We start from the raw sequence: 17,887 nt of genomic DNA, 5'->3' as shown, positions 1-17,887 counted from the left end.
TGCCCGGCCCGAAGGGAACCGCCCGCCGTGTCCTCGCCCTCCCCCTCGTCCGCCGCCCCGCCCACCGACCGTGCCGACGTCGTCGTCATCGGGGCCGGGCCCGCCGGGCTCACCGTGGCCAACGTGCTGCGGGCCGCCGGCGTCGACTGCCTCGTACTGGAGGCGGAGAGCCGGGAGTTCGTCGAGCGGCGGCCGCGGGCCGGGTTCGTCGAGGAGTGGGCGGTGCGGGCGCTCGGCCGGCACGGACTGGCCGAGCGGTTGTTGGAACGGGCGGAGACGCAAGGGGAGTTCGAGTTCCGCGTCGACGGCGCCCGGCACGCGGTACGGACCGCGCGGCTGTCGGGCCGGCGGCACTTCGTCTACCCGCAGCCGCTGTTGGTCGGCGACCTCCTCGCCGCGTACGCGGACCGGGCGGGCGGCGCGGTGCGCTTCGAGGTGCAGGACGTGCGGCTGCACGACCTCGACGGGCCGCGGGCCGCGGTCTCCTACCGTGACCCGCACACCGGCGAGCGGCACCGGATCACCTGCGACCACGTCGTGGGCGCGGACGGGGCGCGTGGGGTCAGCCGCGCCGCGATCCCCGACGGGCAGGTGCGGATGACCCGTCACGACCACGGGGTCGCCTGGCTCGCGGTGCTGGCCGAGGCGCCGCCGTCCGCGGACGGAGTGGTCTTCGGCATCCACCCGCGCGGATTCGGCGCGCACATGGCGCGCAGCGCCCACGTCACCCGGTACTACCTGGAGGTCCCGGCTGCGGACGCGGCGGCGGACTGGCCCGACGAGCGGGTGTGGCGGGAACTGCGCGTCCGGCTCGCCGCGGACGGCGCCCGGCCGCTGCGCGAGGGCCCGTTGAGCGAGAAGACCGTGCTGGCGATGCACAACTACGTGGTGGAGCCGATGGCGTACGGCCGGTTGCACCTGGCCGGCGACGCGGCGCACCTGCTCGCGCCGGTCGCGGCGAAGGGCATGAACCTCGCGATCAACGACGCGCTGCTGCTCGGCGCGGCGCTGATCGCCCACTACAAGGGCGACGACCGTCCGCTGGCCGGGTATTCGGCGGCCGCGCTGCGCCGGGTCTGGCAGTACCTGGAGTTCTCCCAGTGGCTCTCGGAGGTGTTGCACGGCGCGTCGTCCGGCGACCGGTTCCGGGCCGGGACGGCCGCGGCCCGGCTGCGGCGGCTGCTCGGTTCGGAGGCCGCGGCCAAGGCGTTCGCCGGGCTGTACCTCGGCGAGGAGGCGGACCTGTAGGGGGCGGTGGCGGGGTCGGTGGCGGGCTCGGTCGTGGGTTCGGTGGTGGGGTCCGCGGCGGCCGGGTGCGGGAACGGGTCGCGGGCCCGGCCGCCGGGAGTCGGGGCGGTGGGGTCAGGCCGTCGCGTAGACGCGGGTGGCGAATTCGGCGACCTGGGCCTCGGTCAGGGTCTTGGCGAGGTTGGCCTCGGTGATCATGCCCACCAGTTGGTGGCCGCCCTTGACGTCGATCACCGGGAGGCGCTTGATCCGGTGCTGTTCCATGGTGCGCAGGACCTCGCCGGCGTCCGCCTCGGCGTCGATCCAGTGGATCTTGCTCTGCAACGAACCGGCCTGCACCGTCGACGGGTCGATGCCCTCGGCGCAGCACCGGATGACGATGTCCCGGTCGGTGATCATCCCCGTCAGCCTGTTGTTGTCACCGCAGATCGGCAGGGCGCCGACCCTCAGGTCGCGCATCATCTGCGCCGCGTCCTTCAACGACTGGTGCGCACCGACGCATTGCACGCCGCCGGTCATGATGTCCCGGGCTCGCAGCTTGCCGGCCATGGTTCCTCCCGCTGTCACAGCGTTCTCGGCGATGGTGGTTCTCGACTGGTTCTCGACTGTGGTGGTCCGCGCGGCGCGCTCGGCCGCGTGGCGCCCGCCGGCCCGTCCGGTGTGCTCCGCCGCGTCGTTCCGGCGTCCTGGTGCGGGCTCGTGCGGTGCGACGACCGCGCCTCTCGCACGGCGTCCGCGCCGTTCGCACGGCGTCTTCCCTTCGATGACACCACGGATGGCGCAAGGTCGCTTCCGGGGCCGCAGCGCCGCCGACCGGGCCGGAATCCCCGGCCGCGCGGGCCCGGGTGCGGTGCCGCGGCACCTGCTGCCCGACCGGGGAATCGGGCATATCGTTCATAGTGTGGTAAGGCGTCGGGGGTGGCCGGGGCGCGGATCCGGGAGCCCGTTCCGGACCCGTTCTTCGAGGTCGTGCCAGCCGGTCCGCCCACCGCAAGCCCCGTGAATCCGCTCGTCGAAAGAAGGGTTCCGATGCATGCTGCGCTCAGCTCTGCCGACCTCGCCAAGCTTCGCCGGCAGCGGCCCTATCCGGCCGTGTCGGTGCTGATGCCCACGCACCGTCGTGAGCCGGACAACGCACAGGACCCGGTCCTGCTGCGGAACATGATCGCCGAGGCGAAGGAGCGGCTCCAGGCCGATCCGAACGTCTCCAGGGAGCGACGGATCGACGTCATCGAGCAGTTGGACAAGGCGGCGGCGGAGGTCGACCTGGCGCACGCCGAGGACGGCATGGTCCTCTTCGCCGCGCCGGGGGAGCACCAGGTGTGGTCGCTGGGCTGCACGGTGCCGGCCCGGGTGGTGCTCTCGGACACCTTCCTGACCCGCAACCTCGTCGCCGCGCACGCCGCCGAACACCCCTTCTGGGTGCTGGCGCTCTCCGCCGACCACGTCACCCTGTGGAGCGGTGCGGTGGACCGCCTCACCGAGGTGCGGCGCGGTGGCTTCCCCCTGACCCGCAGCCTGGTCGACCCCGACCCCGAGGACCAGTTGCAGGTGGGGGACGTGCCCAGCACCTTCCGCAACGAGCACACCCGCAAGTTCCTGCGGGAGGCGGACACCGCGCTGGCGAGCGTCCTCAAGGCCGACCCCCGGCCGCTGTACGTGGTCGGCGAGGCGCCCGCGCTCTCCCTCTTCGACGACGCGGGGACGGTCATGCGGGGCGGCACCGGCCTGAAGATCGCGGTGACGCAGGTGCCGCAGGCCGGGTTGGCCGCCGGCCCGCCCGAGTCCCTCTGGCAGGCCGTCCGCCCGTACGCGGAGAAGCGCGCGGAGGCCGAAGTCGCCGACGTGCTGGCGCAACTGGACCGGGCCCGCGGGCGGCGGACCTTCGCGGCCGGATTGGACGAGATCCGGCAGAGCGCCGAGAGCGGCCGGGTCGCGCTGCTGGCCGTGGAGGAGAACTACCGGGAGACCGTACGGGAGACCGGCGGCCACGTGGTGCCCACCGACCCCCGGGCGCGGGACGCCGTCGACGACATCGTGGACTCGATCGTGGAGCGGTCCCTGGACACCGGCGCCGAGGTGCGGTTCGTACCGGACGGCGTGCTCGCCGAGGTGGGCGGGATCGCGGGGGCGTTGCGCTACTAGCCCCGGGTGGCGCGAGGACGGTGGCCGACGCGGTCCGTCGGCCACCGTCCTCGCGTGGTCGTAGCCTCGTGCGGTCGTAGCGGCTCGGCCGGGCGTTGCGGTGCCGGTCAGCGGGCTCCCGGTGTCACGGCGTCACGCCGGCAGCAGGTGGAAGTGGCGGGTGAACCAGTCGCGGGCGAGGGCGGACACCGTGTCCAAGGCCCCCCGCTCCTCGAAGAGATGGGTGGCACCGGGGACGATTTCGAGGCGGTTCTCGCAGGTCAGTGCCGACTGGGCCTGGCGGTTGAGGCCGAGGACGAGGGTGTCGGCGCTGCCCACGATCAGCAGCGTCGGGGCCTGCACGGCGGCGAGCAGCGAGTGGCCCGCGAGGTCGGGTCGACCGCCGCGGGAGACCACGGCGCCGATGTCCGCGTCGGGGTAGGCGGCGGCCCTGAGGGCGGCCGCGGCGCCGGTGCTGGCGCCGAAGTAGCCGATCGGGACGGCCTCCCGGGCGCGGAGCCAGCGGGTGGCCTCGGCCAGGCGGCGGGCCAGGGTGTCGATGTCGAAGACCTTGGCCCGGTCGGCCTCCTCGGCCGGGGTGAGCAGGTCGAAGAGCAGGGTGCCCAGGCCGGCGCGGTGCAGGGTCGCGGCCACCGCGCGGTTGCGCGGGCTGCGCCGGCTGCTGCCGGAGCCGTGCGCGAACATCACGACCGGAGCGCCGGCGGCGGTCCGGGTGAGGTCGCCGGTCAACCGGACCGGACCGGCCTCGATCCGCACCTCCTCGGTGCCGCCCGTGTCGCGCGCGGCGCGCGACGCCCGGGTGCCGGCCGCGGTCGCACCGGCCCGTTCGGCGGTGCCGCCCGCCGCCTGGGACAGCAGCGAGATCACCTCGTCGTCCGACGTCTGGGAGAAGTCGCGGTACCACTCGCCCACCGCGGAGAACGCGTACGGGGTCGACAGGCAGACGAACTCGTCGGCCGCGGTGCGCAGGCGCGCGGCCGCGTCCGGCGGGGCCACCGGCACCGCCAGCACGACCCGGGCGGCGCCCTGGGCGCGGACCACCCGGCAGGCGGCGGCCGCGGTCGCCCCGGTCGCGATGCCGTCGTCGATGACGATCGCGGTGCGGCCGTCGAGCGGCAGCCGTCGCCGGCCGGCCCGGAACCGCCCCGCCTGCCGGGCGAGTTCCGCCTCCTCGGTGCGCTGCACCGCGTCGACGTCCGCCGGACCGACCCGGCCCCGGCGGATGATGTCCTCGCTGAGGACCCGCACGCCGCCCTCGCCGATCGCGCCGAACCCCAGCTCCGGTTGGTACGGGACGCCGAGCTTGCGGACCACGATCACGTCGAGGGGGGCGTCGAGGGCCTGGGCCACCTGGTACGCCACCGGCACCCCGCCGCGGGGCAGCCCCAGCACGACGGGATCGTCCTTCGCCAGATGGCGCAACGCCTCGGACAGCTGCCGTCCGGCGTCCGCGCGGTCGGTGAACAGCACTGTGTGCACCCCCTACTCAGGGGAGTCGGAAGCCACGTTCACACCTAGAACCGGCATAACCCCATCCGAGGTCGTTCCGCAAGTCAGGGCGGCCCCGGCGGGACGGGGCCGGGGCGTTCCGGCGGTGCCAGCAGCTCCGCGATGGCCGGGACCGACCACCGCGGGTGCACCCCCGGGCACGCGGCGAGATGGGTCGCGGTCCGGTGCGGGCTCCAGCCGTGCGCGCCGCTGATGCCCGCCGCGACGTGCCGCAGGTAGGCGGCGGACGGCGGGTTCGGGGGGACCTCGGTGCTGCGCCAGGGCGCCGTGAAGGTCAGCACCGGGTGGCCGTCGAGCCGACCGGCGCAGACCAGCGTCTCGTAGCGGCCGGGGCCGAGCCGGTCGCGGCCGTGGGCGAGAACGCCCGTCAGGTCGAGGTCCGCGTCCGGGGTGCGGTACATCTCCTGGGCCGCGACGTCCGAGAACTGAGAGATCGTCAGGAGATAGGCCAGGGCGGGGAGTTCGCCGTCGGCGTCGGGGTCGTAGAAGGCGCGGCCGCCGGTCCACACCGCCGATTCGGTGGCGAAGTAGAGCCGGCCGCGCAGCAGGAGCGGGGTGCTGCGCCGGGGCGGGCGGGGGTCGCGGCAACCGGGGAACTCCCGTCGTCCGCCCGGCGGGCGGCCCCCGGTGAGGTAGTGCCGGAACCGCTCCGGGTGGGTGTTCGAGCCGTACGCGGCGTACCAGACGTGCGTGACGGCGGGCGGGCGGGAGGGGCTCTCGTCGGCGCCGAGGGGTTCGGGGGCGCGGGGCGCGGTCACCCCTCCACGGTACCGCCGCCGGGCGCCCCGGCCGTCGGGGAATGCGCGGGGTGCGGCCGGCTGGGTGGTGTCGTCGGTGGTGCCTTCGGGCGGGCCGTGCGACCCGCCCAGGTCACTCGGGCTGGCCGATCAGTCGGCGGGCCGCCGAACGGGCCACGGTCAGGGCCCGGTCGTGGTCCGTGCCGCGCTGTCCGAGGACGACCCGGGTGCTCAACCCGTCGAGCAGTGCAAGGAGTTCACCGGCCCGCGCGGTGGTGTCCATGGGGGCGAAGCGGCCCCGCGCCACCCCCTTGGCGAGCAGCGTGGCCAGATCGTCCTGCCATCCCTGGTCCATCTCCTCCTGTGCGCGGTGCAGCTCCTCGTTGGAGGGGGTGCGGGCCCACAGTTCGATCCACAGCATCCAGCGTGCGTCGCGCGGTCCGCGCGGCAGGTAGAGCTCCAGGAAGAGGTCGAGCTTGCGCTGTGCGGTCAGTCGCCGCGCCAGCAGTGCCGTGCGCTCCTCGGCGAGCGCCGCCTCGCTCCACCGGAGCGCCTCCAGCAGCAGCAGGTCCTTGCTGCCGAAGTAGTACAGGATGTGGCCGCCGCTGGTGCCCAGCCGCTCGGCGAGGGCCGACATGGTGAGCGCGGCCAGTCCGTTCTCGGCGATGGCCGCCATCGCCTCGTCCAGCATGCGCTCCTGGGCGATGTGCCCGTCGCGCCGTCGTGCCGCCCGTCCCACCCGTGGTGCCCTTCGCTCGTGGTGCCCTCTCCGGTCGACCCTATCGGCGAATTCGTGCAGGGGTCTTGACGACCGGGGGAGCGGTCGCACATCTTGAATGCCGTTCTAGAACTTAGAACGGCATTCAAGATCTGTAGGGGCACGGAAGGGCAGGCGCGATGGCACAGCAGCAGCCGGACACCGGGGGCATCGACACCGCCGATCCCGACGGAACCGCAGGTCAGCGCCGTACGGTCGGTGCCCAACGGGAGAGCGACGAGGTCTTCAAGGTCGAGACCCACGGCATCGACCCGATCCCGGACGACGAGCGGCACGGCAGCGCCCGCGACGTCTTCTGGCTCTGGTTCGGCTCCAACCTCACCTTCACCTACGTGATCAACGGTGCGCTCGCGGTCTCCTTCGGGCTCTCCTTCTGGCAGGCCACCGGCGTCATCGTGCTCGGCGGACTGGCCTTCTTCGTGATCAGCGCCGCCGGCCTGAGCGGCATCCGCACCGGCACCGCCACCCTGGTGATCTCCCGCGCCGCCTTCGGCGTCCGCGGCAACTGGCCGGCCGGCCTGCTCAATTGGGTGGTGAGCATCGGCTACACCATCGTCAACACGGTCGTCGGCACGCTCGCCCTGGAAGCCTTCTTCGTCGATGTGGGCTGGCAGGGCGGCGCCGCGGCCCGTGCCCTCGCGCTGCTGATCACCCTCGCCCTGACCTTCGTGGTGGCGATGTGGGGGCACGCCACCGTCCAGTTCGCCGAACGCTGGATGGCCTACGTGCTGGCCGTCGGCTTCGCCGCGCTGCTGGTCCTGGTGCTGCCCGGGGCGCACGTCGACGCCCCCGGCGGCCCGGCCGGCGCCGCGGGCTGGAGCCTGGCGTTCGTGGTGATGCTGGCCGGCCCCATCTCGTACGTGCCGATGCCCGCCGACTACACCCGCTACCTGCCGCAGTCCACCTCGCTGCGCTCGCTGACCTGGTACGGCGCCCTCGGCGGCTTCGTCTCCTCGGTGGCGCTCGGGGTGATCGGCGCGGCGGCGGCGACCCGCACCGAGATGACCGACGCGGTGGCCGGCACGGAGAAGCTGCTCCCGGGGTGGTTCCAGGCCGCCTTCCTGGCCCTGGTGCTGCTCGGCTCGGTCACCAACTCGATCATCACCCTCTACTCGTCCAGCCTGAACCTCCAGGTCCTCGGCATCCCCTGGAGCCGCTCCAAGGCGATCCTGATCAGCGCCGCCGTCACCGCGCTCGGCGCGCTGGGCGCCCTGTTCTTCACCGACTTCACCGAGTCGCTGCTCTCCTTCCTCTCGCTGCTGATCATCGTCTTCGCCCCCTGGGGCGGCGTCTTCCTGGCCGACATGCTGATGCGCCGTTGCCGCTACGACACCGGGTCCCTGCACGCCGGCCCGGCCGGCCGGTACTGGTACCGCGCCGGGTACCACGCGCCGGGCATGGTGGCCCTCCTGACCGGCATGGCCTTCGCCGCGCTGACCTGCCACTCCGAACTGTGGACCGGCCCGCTGGTCGCCCCGTTGGACGGCGCCGACCTCACCCTCCTCGGTGCCGTCGTCTCCGGCCTCGTCTACTGGGCGCTCGCCCGGCGCACGGTCGCCGCCACCACCCCGGCCGCCTGACCCGCCCGCCCCGCCCCGCCCCGTCACCGGCGCCCCGCCCGGCCCCTCCCGACCATCCGAACCTCCCGTACCACCGCACGACCCAGGAGACCCCGCGATGTCCCGTACCACCGCCCCGACCGGCCCCGCCGACCTGGTCCTCACCGGCGCCCGCATCCACACCGTCGACCCGGAGCTGCCGGCGGCCGAGGCCCTCGCCGTGCGCGACGGCCGGATCGCCTGGCTCGGCGCGGACGCCGACGCCGCCCACTGGACCGGCCCCGACACCATGGTGCTCGACGCCGGCGGCAAACTGGTGCTGCCCGGCTTCATCGACGCCCACAACCACGTCCGGCTCGGTTCCGACGACGCCTGCGTCCAACTCGCCGGCGTCCGCACCCTGGACGCCATCCACCACGAGATCCGCACGTGGCACGCCGCGCACCCCGACGCCGAGTGGATCGAGGCCGAGGCGTTCGACTACTCCGCGATCCCCGACGGCCGGATGCCGCGCGCCACCGACCTCGACCCGGCCACCGGCGACACCCCCGCCTTCGTCCTCAGTTACGACGTGCACACCGCCTGGTTGAACACCGCGGCACTGCGCCGCCTGGGCATCGACCGGGACCACACCAGCCTGCCGTTCGGCGAGGCCGAGACCGACCCGGAAACCGGCGAACCCACCGGATTCGTCAAGGACTTCGCGGTCAAGGGCCTCTCCCGCGACGGCCACCGCGCCCTCAAGGAACTCGGCGTCCCGTGGGCCGGCGCCGACCGCCAGTACGGGCGGCTCGCCAAGAGCCTCGACGACGCCGTCCGGTTCGGCATCACCACCGTCGTGGAACCCCAGAACTCCCTCGACGACCTGTCCCTCTTCGAGCGCGCCCGGGCCGAGGGCCGACTCCGTTCCCGGATCGTCGCGGCGCTCTTCCACCCGCGCGGCACCACCGACGCCGACCTGGACGACTTCGCCGCCGCGGCCGGCCGCTTCGCCGACGACCGGCTGCGGGTCGGCCCGCTCAAGCTCTACATCGACGACGTCGTCGAACCCCGCACCGCGGCCCTCCTGGAGCCCTACGCCGGCTGCGGCCACCACCGCGGCGAGACCTTCTACCCGGCCGCCGAATTCGGCGAGTTGCTGGTCAAGCTGGACGCGCGCGGCTTCCAGTGCTTCGTGCACGCCACCGGCGACCGCGGCATCCGCACCGTCCTGGACGCCGTCGAGGCCGCCCGGACGGCCAACGGCCCGCGCGACGCCCGCCACCAGGTCGTGCACGTCGAGTGCCTGGACCCGGCGGACACCGCGCGCTTCGCCGAGCTGGGCGTGGTCGCCTGCATGCAGCCCCGGCACTGCGCCCCGGAGATCGCCGGCCCCGGCCAGGACTGGGCTGAGAACGTCGGTCCGGAGCGCTGGCACAAGGCGTGGCCGATGCGCAGCCTGCACTCCGCCGGTGCCGTACTGGCCTTCTCCAGCGACTGGAACGTCGCCGAGATGGACCCCATGATCGGCATCTACACCGCCCTCACCCGGCAGCCGCTGGGCGGCGGCGTGGCCTGGCAGCCCGAGGAGACGGTGAGCGTCGAGACCGCCGTGCACGCCTACACCATGGGCTCCGCGTACGCCAACTTCCTGGAGGAGGAACGGGGTTCGCTGACCGTCGGCAAGCTCGCCGACTTCGTGGTGCTGTCCCGGGACATCCTCCGGGCCGCACCCGAGGACATCCCCGGCACGGTCGCGGAGACCGTCGTGGTCGGCGGCGAGATCGTCCACGAGAGCGGGCGGTGACCGCCGGCGGCGGACACCCGACCCCGTAATCGGTCGGACGTTCGAAATGGGGGCGGTCCGGGGGCGGCGGCGCCGGCACGGGGGCACGATGGCCCCATGCTGCTCGCCGCCGTCGCCCGGGTGTCCGCGGAGGTCGCCGCCACCACGGCCCGCTCGCGGAAGACGGCGCTGCTGGCCGAGCTGTTCCGCGCCGCCGCCCCCGAGGACGCCCCGGTGGTCATCCCCTACCTGGCCGGGCGGCTGCCCCAGGGCAGGATCGGCATCGGCTGGAGCGCCCTGCGCGATCCGCCGCCCCCCGCCGACCGGGCCACCCTCACCGTCCGCGCCGCGGACGGGGCACTGACCGCGCTGGCCCGGGTGGCCGGCCCCGGCGCCCAGGCCGAGCGGCGGTGCCTGGTAGGGGAGCTGTTCGCCGCCGCCACCGCCGAGGAGCAGCGCTTCCTGCACGGGCTGCTGACCGGCGAGGTCCGCCAGGGCGCCCTGGACGCGCTCGCCGTCGAAGGGCTCGCCGCCGCCACCGGCGCGGCCCCGGACGCGGTCCGGCGCGCCGTGATGCTGGCCGGCTCGCTCCCGGACGTCGCCCGGGCGCTGCTCTCGGAGGGGCCGCCGGCGTTGGCCGACTTCCGGCTCACCGTCGGCCGGCCGGTCGGACCGATGCTCGCGCAGACCGCCGCCTCGGTGGCCGAGGCGATCGACCGGCTCGGCCGCTGCGCCGTGGAGGAGAAGCTCGACGGCATCCGGGTCCAGGTGCACCGGGACGGCTCCGACGTGCGGATCCACACCCGCACCCTGGACGAGGTCACCGACCGGCTGCCCGAGGTCGTGGCCCTCGTCCGGGCGCTGCCCGCCGCGCGCTGCATCCTCGACGGCGAGGTGATCGCCCTGGGGCCGGACGGGCGCCCGGTCCCGTTCCAGCGGGTCGCCGGCCGCTTCGGCTCCCGCACGGACGTCGCCGCGGCCCGGGCCGCCCTGCCGCTGACCCCGGTCTTCTTCGACCTGCTCGCGCTCGACGAACGCGCGCTGTTGGACCTCCCGGGCGAGCAGCGGCACGCGGCACTCGCCGCGCTCGTGCCCGAGGCGGCGCGGGTGCGGCGCTGCGTGGTGGCGGACCCGGACGACGCCGGGGCGCGCGCCGCCGCCGCGGAGTTCTTCGACCGCACCCTGGAGCGCGGCCACGAGGGCGTCGTGGTGAAGGCCCTCGACGCGCCCTACGGCGCCGGTCGCCGCGGCGCCGCCTGGCTGAAGGTCAAGCCCGTGCACACCCTGGACCTGGTGGTGCTGGCGGCGGAGTGGGGCCACGGCCGCCGCACCGGCAAGCTCTCCAACCTGCACCTGGGGGCGCGGGCCGCGGACGGCGGGTTCGTCATGCTGGGCAAGACCTTCAAGGGGCTCACTGACGCCACCCTCACCTGGCAGACCGCACGGCTTCGGGAACTGGCGGTCGCGGACGACGGGCACGTGGTGACGGTCCGCCCGGAACTCGTCGTGGAGATCGCCTACGACGGGCTGCAGACCTCGTCCCGCTACCCGGCCGGAGTCACCCTGCGGTTCGCCCGCGTGGTGCGCTACCGGGACGACAAGACGGCCGCGGAGGCCGACACCCTCGACACCGTGCGCGCCGCGCACGGATGACCCGCACCCACGCCGGCGGGAAGGGAGCACCGCAGCGGATGGCAGGCAAACGCAGCGCCGGACTGCTGCTGCACCGCAGCGGCGCGGACGGCGGCACCGAGGTGCTGCTGGCGCACATGGGCGGCCCGCTGTGGGCCCGCCGGGACGCCGGCGCCTGGTCGGTGCCCAAGGGCGAGTACGTGCCGCCGGAGGAGCCGCTGGCCGCCGCCCGCCGGGAGTTCACCGAGGAACTGGGGCTGCCGCCACCGGACGGGCGGTACGTGCTGCTGGGGGACGTCCGCCAGTCCGGCGGGAAGGTGGTGACGGTCTGGGCCGTCGCGGCCGACCTCGACCCGGCGGCGATCACGCCCGGCACCTTCGCGTTGGAGTGGCCGCGCGGCTCCGGGACGCTCCGCAGCTTCCCGGAGGTCGACCGGGTGGCGTGGTGCACCCCGCGGCAGGCGCGCGCACGGCTGGTCACCGCGCAGCGGGAGTTCCTGGACCGGCTCGCCCACGCGTTGGCCGACGGGGCCGACGACGCCGGCTGACCGCACCGGCCGGCCCGGCGAGCGGGGGCCGGCCGGTGCGGTCAGGTCACTTCACCGCGCCCAGCGAGAGCCCCTGCACCAGCTTGTCCTGCGCGGCGAACCCGGCGACCAGCACCGGCAGCGACACCACGGTGGCCGCCGCGCACACCTTCGCCAGGAACAGCCCCTGGCTCGTGACCAGCCCGGTCAGGAACACCGGCGAGGTGCCGGCCACGATGCCGGTCAGCACCCGCGCGAACAGCAGCTCGTTCCAGCTGAAGATGAACGAGATCAGCGCGGTCGCGGCGATGCCCGGCAGGGCGACCGGCCCCACGATCCGCAGCAGTGTGGTGGGCAGCCCCGCCCCGTCGATCGACGCCGCCTCCAGGATCTCCACCGGCACCTCGGCCAGGAACGACCGCATCATCCACACCGCGATCGGCAGGTTCATCGAGGTGTAGAGGATGACCAGCAGCCAGATGCTGTCCAGCATCCGGGTGTTCTGCGCGACCAGGTAGACCGGCAGCAGGCCCGCCACCAGCGGCAGCATCTTCGTGGAGAGGAAGAAGAACAGCACGTCCCGCCACTTGCGCACCGGCCGGATGGCCAGCGCGTACGCCGCCGGCACCGCCAGCGCCAGCACCAGCAGCGTCGAAGCCACCGAGGCCGTCAGGGAGTTGAGCAGCGGCGGCCAGGGACTCACCCCCGCGCCGCCGGCCCCGAAGAACTCCCGGTAGCCGTGCAGGGTGAGCGGCGCCAGCAGGCTCGGCGGGTTGGTCGCGGCGTCCGGCTCGCGGTGGAAGGAGGTCAGCACCATCCACGCCACCGGCAGGAAGAAGGCGATCCCGCACGCCCAGGCCAGCAGGCCCAGTGCCGCCCCGCGCATCCGCCGTCCGTCCCTGCGGTCTCCTCGCGTCATCGGGTGATCTCCTCGCGCAGCAGGGACGACACGGTGCGCAGGGCGAAGTTCGCCACCAGCAGTGAGCAGAGCACCACCACGACGCCCTGCGCGGACGCCCGGCCGTAGTCATGGGCCTGGTAGAAGGTCTGGTAGATGGTGTACGGCAGGTTGGCGGTGCCCAGCCCGCCCGAGGTGAGGGTGAACACCGCGTCGAAGTTCTGTACGACGTACACCGTCCCCAGCAGCGCCGCCAGTTCCAGGTAGCGCCGCAGGTGCGGCAGGGTGAGGTGGCGGAAGACGTCGAAGGTCGAGGCGCCGTCCATCCGGGCCGCCTCCACCGCGTCCGCCGGCCGGCTCTGCAACCCCGCCAGCAGGATCAGCATCATGAACGGGGTCCACTGCCAGACCAGCGACAGCTCGACCGCCAGGAGCGGCGAGTCGGTCATCCAGTCCGGCTGCGGCGGGTCGCCGGCCCCGAACAGGTGCCACAGCCAGGTCAGCACCCCGTTGAACAGTCCGTACGAGGCGTTGTAGAGGGCGTGCTTCCACAGCAGTGCGGCGGCCACCGGCACCACCAGGAACGGGGTGATCAGCAGGGTGCGGACGACGCCCCGGCCGCGGAAGCTCCGGTCCAGCAGCAGCGCCAGCCCCAGCCCCAACACCAGGCTGACCAGCACCACCGTCACCGTCAGCAGCACCGTCGTGCCCACCGACGAGCGCAGCGCCGGATCGGTGACCACCGCCCGGTAGTTGGCGAAGGCGGCGAACCCGCGGTGGTCGGGCGCCAGCGCGTTCCACCGCATGAACGAGATCACCACCGTGACCACGAACGGCAGTTGGGTGACCACGATCAGGAAGACCAGTGCGGGCAGCAGCGGGGCGCGCCGGGCCCAGCCCTTGGCCCGCTCAGCGACCGGTGTACGCATCGGACACCTCCCGCGCCAGTCGCTGGCCGGCCCGCAGCGCGTCGTCCACGCTCTGCTTGCCGGCGATCGCCGCGCTGATCTCCTGCGAGACCTTGGTGCCCAGGTCCGAGAACTCCGGTATGCCGACGAACTGGATTCCGGGCGCCGGCCGCGGCTGCACCCCCGGGTCGTCGGGCCGGGCTGAGGTGATCGCCCGCTCGGTCGCCGCGGCGAACGCCCCGGCCTCCTTCAGGTAGTCCGGGTCGCGGTAGAGCGAGGCCCGCTTCCCGGCGGGCACCCGCGACCAGCCCAGTTCCCGCCCCGCCAACTCCTCGTACGCCTTCCCGGACGCCCAGCGGACGAACTCCCAGGCGGCCTCCTGGTGCGTGCTGGCCTTCTGGATGCCCCAGGCCCAGGTGTAGAGCCACCCCGCGCTGGCGGTCCGCTCGACCGGCGCCGGCGCGTACCCGATCCGACCGGCGACCGGCGAGTCCGCGCTCTCCAGCGAACCGGCCCCCGCGGTCGCGTCGTACCACATGGCGACCTTGCCCTGCTGCATGTCGTTGAGGCACTCGGTGTAGCCGGCCTGCGGCGCGCCGGGCTCCCCGTGCGCGCGCAGCAGTCCGACGTAGAACCGGGCCGCCCTGGCGAACTCGGGGGAGTCCACGCGGGCCCGCCAGTCCTTGTCGAACCACGTCCCGCCGAAGGTGTTGACCACCGTCGTCAGCGGCGCCGTCAACTGCCCCCAGCCGGGCTGCCCGCGCAGGCAGATGCCCTTCAGGCCCTTCCGGGAACCGTCCAACTTGGCTGCCATGGAGGCGACTTGGGTCCACGTGGGGTGGGCGGGCATGGTCAGTCCGGCGGCCTCGAAGAGGTCCTTGCGGTACATCAGGAACGACGACTCGCCGTAGAACGGCTCCGCGTAGACCTCGCCGTCGGCTGCGGTGAGCGAGGAGCGCACCGGGGTGAGCAGGTCCTTCTGGTCGAACTCCCGGTCCTTCGCGGCCCGTTGCCCCAGCGGGGTGAGCCAGCCGTTGCGGGCGTAGAGGGGCGTCTCGTAGTTGCTGAGGCTGGCCACGTCGTACTGTCCGGCCTGGCTGGAGAAGTCCTGGCTCATCTTGTCGCGGAGGTCGTCCTCCGGCAGCACGGTGAAGTGGACCCGGATGCCGGTCTCCTTGGTGAAGTGCTCGGCGGTGAGCCGTTGCAGGTCCACCATCTGCGGGTTGTTCACCATCAACACGTTGAGGGTGCGCGGCCCGTCGTCGCCGGTGCCGCCGGCGCCGCGGTAGCAGCCGGCGGTGGCCAGCGACAGGGCCGCCACGAGGGCGGCCAGCCAGCGCCCGTGGCGGCCCGCGCCGCCGACGGCTCCGGGGGATCGTGCTCGCACGGCTCCTGCCTTTCCAAGGTGACTCGGCCCGTGGGGGTACGGGCATGTGCATGAACGGACATGGGCATGTCAGTTGGGTGCGGGTGGTGGGTCGACGGCGGTGCCGGCCGGGCGGATCAGACCCGGAGCACCTGCGGCCCCAGGAGGGAGTAGCGGTGCGCCTCCGGCGCGGAGAGCCCGGTGTCGGTGACGATCACGTCCAGGTCGCCGATCCCGGCGAACCGGCAGAAGCTGCTGGCCCCGAACTTGCTGTGCACGCCGACCAGCACCCGCCGCCGGGACGAGCGCACCGCCTGCGCCTTCACGTCGGCGACCGCCGGATCGGGCGTGGTCAACCCGTGCTCCCGGGAGATCCCGTTGGCGCCGACGAACGCCAGGTCCACCACGAAACCGGCGAGCATGTCCCGGCACCACGGCCCGACCGTCGCCTGGGTCCCGGCCCGCACCCGGCCGCCGGCCAGCAGCACCGTCGTGCTGTCGGACGCCGCCACCAGCGAGGCGGTGCGCAGCGACGCGGTCAGCACGGTCAGCGGCCGGTCCGTCGGCAGCAGCATCGCGACCAGCTCGGGGGTGTACCCCTCGTCGACGAAGACCGTCTCCGCCTCGCCGACCAGCTCCGCCGCGGCCGCCGCGATCCGCCGCTTCTCCGGCACCTGTTGGGTCTCCCGCCGCGCCAACGTCGTCTCGTACCCGGCGCTCTCCACCGGGTAGGCCGCGCCGTGCGTGCGCCGGACCAGTCCCCGGCGCTCCAGCTCCCGCAGATCGCGCCGCACGGTCTCGCGGGCCACCTGGAACTCCGCCGCGGCCTCGGCGACCTCGACGCGTCCGGACTGCCGGGCGAGCACCAGGAGGCGGCTCTGGCGTTCCTCGGCCCTCATGGCTCTCTCCTGCCCCGGCGGGAATCCACCCGCCGCGCTTCGTCCGCCGTCTTCCGTTCGGGCACGATCCGCACCGATCGCTTTCCGTTCGGTCACGGTGCTGCCCGTTTCTGCCCGCAGCCAGGTTTATAGCAACAGATCAATCGCCCGCGGCTGCCCGCAACGGCACCAATGCTGCCCGTTTCTGTTCGCTTGCGGACGCCGTTCTCCGGGGTGCCGACCCGGTGCCGGGCCCGTTCCCGGCCGTGCGCGCGCCCGCGGCGGCCGCCCGGGCCCGCCGGTGTGCGCCGGTGGCACCCCGGTGGTGCGGGGTACGGCGGCGCTTAGGCTGGACGGCATGAGCTCGGAGATGCGGTCGTTGGCGGTCACCGCACTCGTCCAGGAGGACGAGTGCGCGGTGCTGCGGGTCAGCGGAGAGCTCGACCTCCGCACCGAGCAGGCGTTCCTCGCCGAGGCGCGGTCCATCGTCTCGGCCGGACACCGGTTCCTCGTGCTCGACCTGACCGCCCTGCGGTTCTGCGACTCCCGGGGCCTGAGCTGCCTGCTCGCCCTGGAATGGCTCTGCCGCCGCCTGGAGGGCCGGCTGCTGCTCGCGTCCCTGGGCGTCCGGATGCTCAAGCTCCTGGTCGGCACGCAGTCGATGGGGGTCTTCTCCTGCTACCCGACGGTCGGCCACGCCCTGGCCGCCGTCCCGGTCGACAGCCGCCCGACCTGGCCGCCGCCCGCGGACGACGCCACCGCGGGCTGAAGCGCGGCCGGCTGGGCCGTGTGGGGGAGGGGTCACGCCTGCGAGCGACCCGCCGCCGACCCGCCGGTCTGAACTCCTGCGTGTGACGTTCCCCTCACCCGGCACCCGACCCGGACGTCGCACCGCCCGCCCCCGGCCGCCCCGCCGCCCCGTCCGCCGCCGCACCCGCCTCCCCCTCCGCCCCCGCCCGCAGCGCCGCGATCAGCGCGGCCACCGACGGCCGGCCCCGCGCCGCCGAGCCGACCGCGACCACGACGTGCCGCTCGACCGTCTCCCGCAGCGGCACCGCCACGATCCCCTCCGACCGCAGCCGCAGCATCAGCCCGGTCAGCGGCGCCACCCCCAGCCCCGCCCCGACCATCGCCAGCGACGTCGCGGTGTCCGTGACCTCGTGCACCACCCGCGGTTCGCCGCCGGCCCGGCGGCACGCGGTCCGGATCGCCCGCCCGTAGTACGAGCCGGCCGCCGGCAGGATCCAGTCGTGGGCCGCCGCCAGGGACACCGGCCGCCGGTCCGCCGCCCGCGGCACCCGCCCCGCCGGCACCGCCAGCGCGAACCGCTCCGACCGCAGCCGCACCAATTCCACCGCCCCGTCGCGGTCCAGCGGCGCGTCCGGATAGTCCAGGCCCAGCGCCAGGTCCACCCGGCCGGCCAGCACCTCCGCGTACGCCTGGTCCACGTCCACCTCGCGGCTCGCCACCCGCACTCCGGGGTGCCGGGCCGCCAACCGGCGCAGCGCCGGCGGCAGCAGCACCGCCGCCGCGGTCCCGAACACCCCCAGCCGCAGCCGCCCGCCGACCTCGCCCCGGGCCCGCTCCAGGGCCGCCACCGCCTCGGCCTGGGCGCCCAGGATCCGCTCGGCGTGCACCGCCAGGACCCGCCCGGCATCCGTCAGCTCCACCCGCCGCCCGGCCCGCCGCACCAGTTCGGCACCGGTGGTCCGCTCCAGCGCCGCGATGTGTTGGGAGACCGCCCCCGGCGTGTAGCCCAGCGCCGCGGCCGCCGCGGTCATGGTGCGGCTCCGGGTCAGCTCCAGCAGCGTCCTGAGCTGCACCCCGGGCAATTCCACGGCCGGACCCTACCCACCGGCCCGGCGCACCACCCGCGTCCCGTCAAACCCCCGGACCTGCACGGCTCCTCACAGATCACCTCCAGCGACTCTGCATGG

The 17,887-nt window shown here is 74.3% G+C and carries 16 protein-coding genes; 7 read left to right on the top strand and 9 right to left on the bottom strand.

The features are described 5' to 3' along the window. Positions 1 to 27 precede the first annotated feature (27 nt). A complete protein-coding gene (locus tag ABD385_RS24445; protein WP_344579777.1) occupies positions 28 to 1,248 on the top strand; it encodes a 4-hydroxybenzoate 3-monooxygenase in 1,221 nt (406 codons plus the stop codon). 114 nt (positions 1,249 to 1,362) lie between these two features. On the opposite strand, the gene ABD385_RS24440 is transcribed toward ABD385_RS24445, so the two are convergent. Beyond that, positions 1,363 to 1,797, bottom strand: coding sequence for a CBS domain-containing protein (locus ABD385_RS24440; RefSeq protein WP_344579775.1), 435 nt, complete (start codon positions 1,795 to 1,797; stop codon positions 1,363 to 1,365). A 480-nt stretch (positions 1,798 to 2,277) separates the two neighbouring features. Here ABD385_RS24440 and ABD385_RS24435 point away from each other — a divergent pair, with 480 nt between their 5' ends. Beyond that, on the top strand, positions 2,278 to 3,393 hold the full coding sequence (locus ABD385_RS24435) for a baeRF3 domain-containing protein (protein WP_344579773.1): 1,116 nt from the start codon (positions 2,278 to 2,280) through the stop codon (positions 3,391 to 3,393). Between the two features lie 132 nt (positions 3,394 to 3,525). On the opposite strand, the gene ABD385_RS24430 is transcribed toward ABD385_RS24435, so the two are convergent. The 3 genes from ABD385_RS24430 to ABD385_RS24420 all read right to left on the bottom strand — a co-directional run bounded on the left by ABD385_RS24430 (position 3,526) and on the right by ABD385_RS24420 (position 6,378). Beyond that, complete coding sequence (locus ABD385_RS24430; protein ID WP_344579770.1) at positions 3,526 to 4,863, bottom strand: phosphoribosyltransferase family protein; 1,338 nt, start codon at positions 4,861 to 4,863, stop codon at positions 3,526 to 3,528. 83 nt (positions 4,864 to 4,946) lie between these two features. Next, positions 4,947 to 5,660, bottom strand: a complete 714-nt coding sequence (locus ABD385_RS24425) for a histone deacetylase (RefSeq protein WP_344579767.1) — start codon at positions 5,658 to 5,660, stop codon at positions 4,947 to 4,949. A 112-nt stretch (positions 5,661 to 5,772) separates the two neighbouring features. Continuing rightward, positions 5,773 to 6,378: a TetR/AcrR family transcriptional regulator gene (locus ABD385_RS24420; protein WP_344579765.1), complete on the bottom strand. Its 606-nt coding sequence runs from the start codon at positions 6,376 to 6,378 to the stop codon at positions 5,773 to 5,775. 158 nt (positions 6,379 to 6,536) lie between these two features. Between ABD385_RS24420 and ABD385_RS24415 the strand changes: the two genes are divergently transcribed. From ABD385_RS24415 to ABD385_RS24400, 4 genes are all read left to right on the top strand, one after another. Next, positions 6,537 to 7,997: a purine-cytosine permease family protein gene (locus tag ABD385_RS24415; RefSeq protein ID WP_344579763.1), complete on the top strand. Its 1,461-nt coding sequence runs from the start codon at positions 6,537 to 6,539 to the stop codon at positions 7,995 to 7,997. A gap of 97 nt (positions 7,998 to 8,094) precedes the next feature. Then, positions 8,095 to 9,762, top strand: coding sequence for an amidohydrolase (locus ABD385_RS24410; protein WP_344579760.1), 1,668 nt, complete (start codon positions 8,095 to 8,097; stop codon positions 9,760 to 9,762). A gap of 96 nt (positions 9,763 to 9,858) precedes the next feature. After that, complete coding sequence (locus ABD385_RS24405) at positions 9,859 to 11,394, top strand: ATP-dependent DNA ligase (protein ID WP_344579757.1); 1,536 nt, start codon at positions 9,859 to 9,861, stop codon at positions 11,392 to 11,394. A 38-nt stretch (positions 11,395 to 11,432) separates the two neighbouring features. Beyond that, complete coding sequence (locus ABD385_RS24400) at positions 11,433 to 11,921, top strand: NUDIX hydrolase (protein WP_344579756.1); 489 nt, start codon at positions 11,433 to 11,435, stop codon at positions 11,919 to 11,921. A gap of 46 nt (positions 11,922 to 11,967) precedes the next feature. On the opposite strand, the gene ABD385_RS24395 is transcribed toward ABD385_RS24400, so the two are convergent. From ABD385_RS24395 to ABD385_RS24380, 4 genes are all read right to left on the bottom strand, one after another. Then, positions 11,968 to 12,819, bottom strand: a complete 852-nt coding sequence (locus tag ABD385_RS24395; RefSeq protein ID WP_344579755.1) for a carbohydrate ABC transporter permease — start codon at positions 12,817 to 12,819, stop codon at positions 11,968 to 11,970. Continuing rightward, positions 12,816 to 13,727, bottom strand: coding sequence for a carbohydrate ABC transporter permease (locus ABD385_RS24390; RefSeq protein WP_344579754.1), 912 nt, complete (start codon positions 13,725 to 13,727; stop codon positions 12,816 to 12,818). The genes ABD385_RS24395 and ABD385_RS24390 overlap by 4 nt, the downstream gene beginning before the upstream one ends. Next, positions 13,708 to 15,093: an ABC transporter substrate-binding protein gene (locus ABD385_RS24385; RefSeq protein WP_344579753.1), complete on the bottom strand. Its 1,386-nt coding sequence runs from the start codon at positions 15,091 to 15,093 to the stop codon at positions 13,708 to 13,710. Before ABD385_RS24385 ends, ABD385_RS24390 begins: the two co-directional genes overlap by 20 nt. Positions 15,094 to 15,209: 116 nt before the next feature. Beyond that, complete coding sequence (locus tag ABD385_RS24380) at positions 15,210 to 15,971, bottom strand: DeoR/GlpR family DNA-binding transcription regulator (protein WP_344579752.1); 762 nt, start codon at positions 15,969 to 15,971, stop codon at positions 15,210 to 15,212. A 337-nt stretch (positions 15,972 to 16,308) separates the two neighbouring features. Between ABD385_RS24380 and ABD385_RS24375 the strand changes: the two genes are divergently transcribed. Next, on the top strand, positions 16,309 to 16,719 hold the full coding sequence (locus tag ABD385_RS24375; protein WP_344579750.1) for an STAS domain-containing protein: 411 nt from the start codon (positions 16,309 to 16,311) through the stop codon (positions 16,717 to 16,719). A gap of 94 nt (positions 16,720 to 16,813) precedes the next feature. Here the strand turns inward: ABD385_RS24375 and ABD385_RS24370 are convergent, their stop codons facing one another. After that, positions 16,814 to 17,788 carry a LysR substrate-binding domain-containing protein gene (locus ABD385_RS24370; protein ID WP_344579749.1) on the bottom strand — a complete coding sequence of 325 codons (975 nt, stop codon included), beginning with the start codon at positions 17,786 to 17,788 and terminating at the stop codon, positions 16,814 to 16,816. Positions 17,789 to 17,887: the final 99 nt, after the last annotated feature.

This window comes from Streptomyces lunalinharesii (genome assembly GCF_039532155.1).
Lineage (GTDB): Bacteria > Actinomycetota > Actinomycetes > Streptomycetales > Streptomycetaceae > Streptomyces > Streptomyces lunalinharesii.
Note: the sequence above shows the minus strand (reverse complement) of the source record. Positions and strands in the feature narration are given on the sequence as shown.